Genomic DNA, 3,507 nt, shown 5'->3' with positions numbered 1-3,507 from the left:
TTCCCTACCCTTTTCTTATATTTGTTGCTATGCCTGGTGGCCATAGTGGAGGGGTAATACCCGTTCCCATCCCGAACACGGAAGTCAAGCCCTCTTACGCCGATGATACTGCCCTCGCGGCGGGAAAGTAGGTAGCTGCCAGGTTTTTTATTAGTTTCTTCTAAAGTCTGATACCCCGCTGCAAGCAGCGGGGTATTTTTATTTCCAAGGTCAGGACATATTTTTGCGTATCCAGACGCGCCGCTGGCGTATGGCGCATCTGGATACGCTATAGCTTTCAAAAAAAACCGTCCGGTTTTTCTTGAAACGCACCTTTTGCTTTTGCCGAACTGTTTTCTTGTGCTGCCGAATGTCGTGATTTTTTCTTCGCCGGCACCCCTGCCGCTTCCTAATGTGCGCCGCTCTCCAGAAAATCCTTGATTTCCGCCGTAAACCGGTCGCCGTACTGTTCCATTTTGGCCTTGCCGACTCCCGGCACTTCGAGGAATCGCGCCTTCGTCTGCGGCAGCTTGCGGCACATATCCTTGAGAGTCGCGTCGGCAAAATCCGCTCGGCAGGCAACCGGGCGCGAATGCCCCCTCCGCCTATCTATCCGCCCGCGCCTGTGCTATACTCGCGCCGGTGATGCGGCGCGGGAGAGGCGGATGCGGGTTCGCCCACTCTTGCGCCGGGAAATGGCGCTGTATATGGAGGTTCTTATGCCTGAATTTAGAACTATCGCAGGGATGATAGATTATCTTGCCGACGAAGAGACGGATAGGACGCTTTCGGTAAGGCTCGCCGGCGTCGATTTGTCGTCAGCGGACGTGCGGGTGTTGTTTGCCGTTATCAGAATGGCGCGCAAGTATGTCGCCCTCGACCTGAGCGCCTGTACCGGTCTGACTGTATGGGAGCGGTATACGGGCGTGGAAAACAACGATGCGTACACCCCCGAACGTACCGGTCTGACTGTATGGGAGCGGTATACGGATGCGGGTACGGGTACGGACAGGGTCGTGTCGCTCGCGCTGCCGGATGCGCTTACGGAAATAGCGGAAGGCGCGGACAAAGCTGCCACGTTCAGCTCTTTCGCCTCGCTTAAAACGCTCAGAGCGAAAGGCGTAGTGACGGTAGGCGGCTATGCTTTTTCCGGCTGTGGCGCACTCGCCGAAGTAAACCTTCCGCAGGCGACGAGCATTGGAGACGGCGCGTTCTCCGACTGCACCGCGCTCGCCGAAGCAAACATACAACAGGTGGCGGGCATCGGCGACTGTGCTTTTTCCGGCTGTACCGCGCTTGCCGAAATAAACCTGTCTTGGGCAACATGTGTCGGCAGCCGTGCGTTCTCTGGCTGTACCGCGCTTGCTAAAATAAGCCTGCCTTTGATAACGAGCATTGGAGCCTATGCGTTCTCCGACTGCTATAAGCTCGAATCGCTCATCTTAGGGGCAAAAGTGCCAGCACATTTCGGCTCAGAGATGTTTTATGCGGCTGGACGGGACACCGAAGCTGGGTTCACCATCTTTGTGCCGGACGAAGAGGCAAAGAAGTGTCTGAATAACGAAATAGCCATGTCCTGTAACAGTGGCATTTCCTTTTTGGACGGACCGTTTGACTACGACTCTTCTAGCAAGTTTTTTGGCTACGACTCTCCTGGCAAGTTTAGAGAAGTGACGACTCTGTCGCACGGATAGGGTGACTCTAACGGCGGCAAGACGGCGCGTGAGAAATCGCCGCGTACTAATGCCGTATATGCGCATGATAATGCCATATATTATATATACTGATGCGGCGCGGGAGAGACGAATGCGGGTTCGCCCACTCTTGCGCCGGGGAAACGGCGCTATAAGGAATAAACCATGAACGACAGCGAATGGAAGGTGTGGCTGCAGGAGAACAAGCTCACGGAAGAGGACAACTACTACGCCGAAATATCGACCGCGGGCAAGACCGCCTATACGGAGGATATCGCGCGGGCAATAAAGGCGGCGGGCTCGGAGCTTCAGCTTGAGACGCTGGTGGACGTGCTGAACCACGCCGACCGCGTCCGGCGCGACAAGCTGCGGCAGGGCTACAGCGTGCAGACCGGCGTCGCGCACATAGCGCCCCGCGTCCGCGGCGTGTGGACGGGCGACGACCGCGCCTTCGACCCGGCGCGGCACTCGCTCGGCTTCGACCTGAGCGCCACGGCGGAACTCCGTGCCGCGCTGGACGGCGTGGGCGTTCTGGTGCTCGGCATGAAGGATTCGGGCGCGTACATAGGCTCGGTGACGGACCTTTCCAGCGGCAGAGCCGACGACACGGTAACGCGGGGCGAGGACATGTCGCTTTCGGGCGCTCGGCTCAAAGTCGCCCCGGACGACGACGGCGAATGCGGCGTGTTTTTTGTGGACGGCGCAGGAGAAGCGACCCGGATCGGGCACCGCTACGCGGAGAATATGCCGAAGCGGATCATCGCGCAGGTGCCGCCGGATCTGGAGGCGGGCGCGTACACGCTGCGGGTGGTCACGCGATATATGCACGGCAAACAACTGCTCAGGGATACGCGCGTCATAGACTACCGGAAAACGCTGACGGTAACGTGAACGCGCCCGCCCGCATCACCGACGGTTATGCGGGCGGAGTACAGGCAGTTATGCGCCCGTATAACAGGCAGTTATGCGGGCGGGGCACAGGCGGAGCCGCGGGCGGGGCATAGGCACGCTGCGTGCGCTTGCCTATATTCCGCGCCTAATGTAGAGTTCCCTCAAAGAACCCGAACGTTCCCCGCGGCTAAAGCGGCTGTCAGGCACGCAAACAGAGCGGAGGCGGCGGTACGGAATGAGGGAGAAAACGCAATGACAGAGGCTGAAAAGCGGAAGCTGAAGGACGAAATCTACCTGAAGAACCGGATTCTGGCGGAAGGAATCGCCTTTGAGCCGGATATATTCAGGCATCTCGCGCTGGGCGTCGAGCACACCGAGCGCGTACACTGCATATTTTCCCGCGACAAGCACTGGCACAGCGGAGTCGAGTTCCCCGACTACTTTCTGACGCCGGAGGGGAACTACTGGACGGAAATATACTGGAACACGGACAGCCCCCTGTCCCTCAGATATGAGGACGGGCAGTACAACGTGTACGACGGCGGCAAAGCCGTGTTTGAAAAGGTCGGCTTTCCCAGGCGCCCGGCGTACTACCGGCTGAATACGTCGGACGGAACGGCGATGCGCACCGTGGCGGTTGACGTCGGGTACGGCGCGCTGCTCGTCGCCTACAGCAACGAGTGTTCCCTGAAAGACAAGGGACTGGACTGCCTGTTCTGCAACATAAACGCCACAAAAGCGGCATACGGCGAGGCGCAGGGCATAGGCTGGAAGACGCCGCGGCAGGCGGGGGAGGTCGCCGCCGCGTATAAAGAGGGCTTTGACCACGTAACGGTTTCGGGCGGCTTCATCGCCGAACGCCGCGAGCTTGAATACTATCTGGACGTCGCCGAAGCCGTGCGGGAACACACCGGACTGGAGGATTTTAACGGCACCGCCGATA

General features: G+C 58.8%; 4 protein-coding genes and 1 rRNA gene. 4 read left to right on the top strand and 1 reads right to left on the bottom strand.

Annotated features, from left to right (window positions below; all coding sequences use genetic code 11):
• Positions 1 to 32: 32 nt before the first annotated feature.
• Positions 33 to 144: ribosomal RNA gene (rrf, locus tag AWU74_RS04495) — 5S ribosomal RNA — on the top strand.
• Between the two features lie 244 nt (positions 145 to 388).
• Here rrf and AWU74_RS13180 read toward each other — a convergent pair.
• Positions 389 to 592: an HRDC domain-containing protein gene (locus AWU74_RS13180; protein WP_086046276.1), complete on the bottom strand. Its 204-nt coding sequence runs from the start codon at positions 590 to 592 to the stop codon at positions 389 to 391.
• Positions 593 to 698: 106 nt separating this feature from the next.
• Here AWU74_RS13180 and AWU74_RS04490 point away from each other — a divergent pair, with 106 nt between their 5' ends.
• The 3 genes from AWU74_RS04490 to AWU74_RS04480 all read left to right on the top strand — a co-directional run.
• Positions 699 to 1,673, top strand: coding sequence for a leucine-rich repeat domain-containing protein (locus AWU74_RS04490; protein WP_187149482.1), 975 nt, complete (start codon positions 699 to 701; stop codon positions 1,671 to 1,673).
• A gap of 165 nt (positions 1,674 to 1,838) precedes the next feature.
• Entirely contained in the window at positions 1,839 to 2,564 is a 726-nt protein-coding gene (locus tag AWU74_RS04485) for a DNA-binding domain-containing protein (RefSeq protein ID WP_062328046.1), read from the top strand.
• Between the two features lie 252 nt (positions 2,565 to 2,816).
• Positions 2,817 to 3,507, top strand: a 691-nt coding sequence (locus AWU74_RS04480; RefSeq protein WP_368853458.1) for a radical SAM protein, incomplete at its 3' end; no start/stop codon positions are given.

This window comes from Treponema endosymbiont of Eucomonympha sp., from assembly GCF_001028545.1.
The sequence above is the reverse complement of the archived record's forward strand: the minus strand, read 5'-3'. Positions and strand labels throughout refer to the sequence as shown.

What these genes read in the sequence shown, in the direction of transcription:
- AWU74_RS04485 (WP_062328046.1), top strand. Translation starts at nt 1,839, where the DNA reads ATGAACGACAGCGAATGGAAGGTGTGGCTGCAGGAGAACAAGCTCACG.
- AWU74_RS04490 (WP_187149482.1), top strand. Translation starts at nt 699, where the DNA reads ATGCCTGAATTTAGAACTATCGCAGGGATGATAGATTATCTTGCCGAC.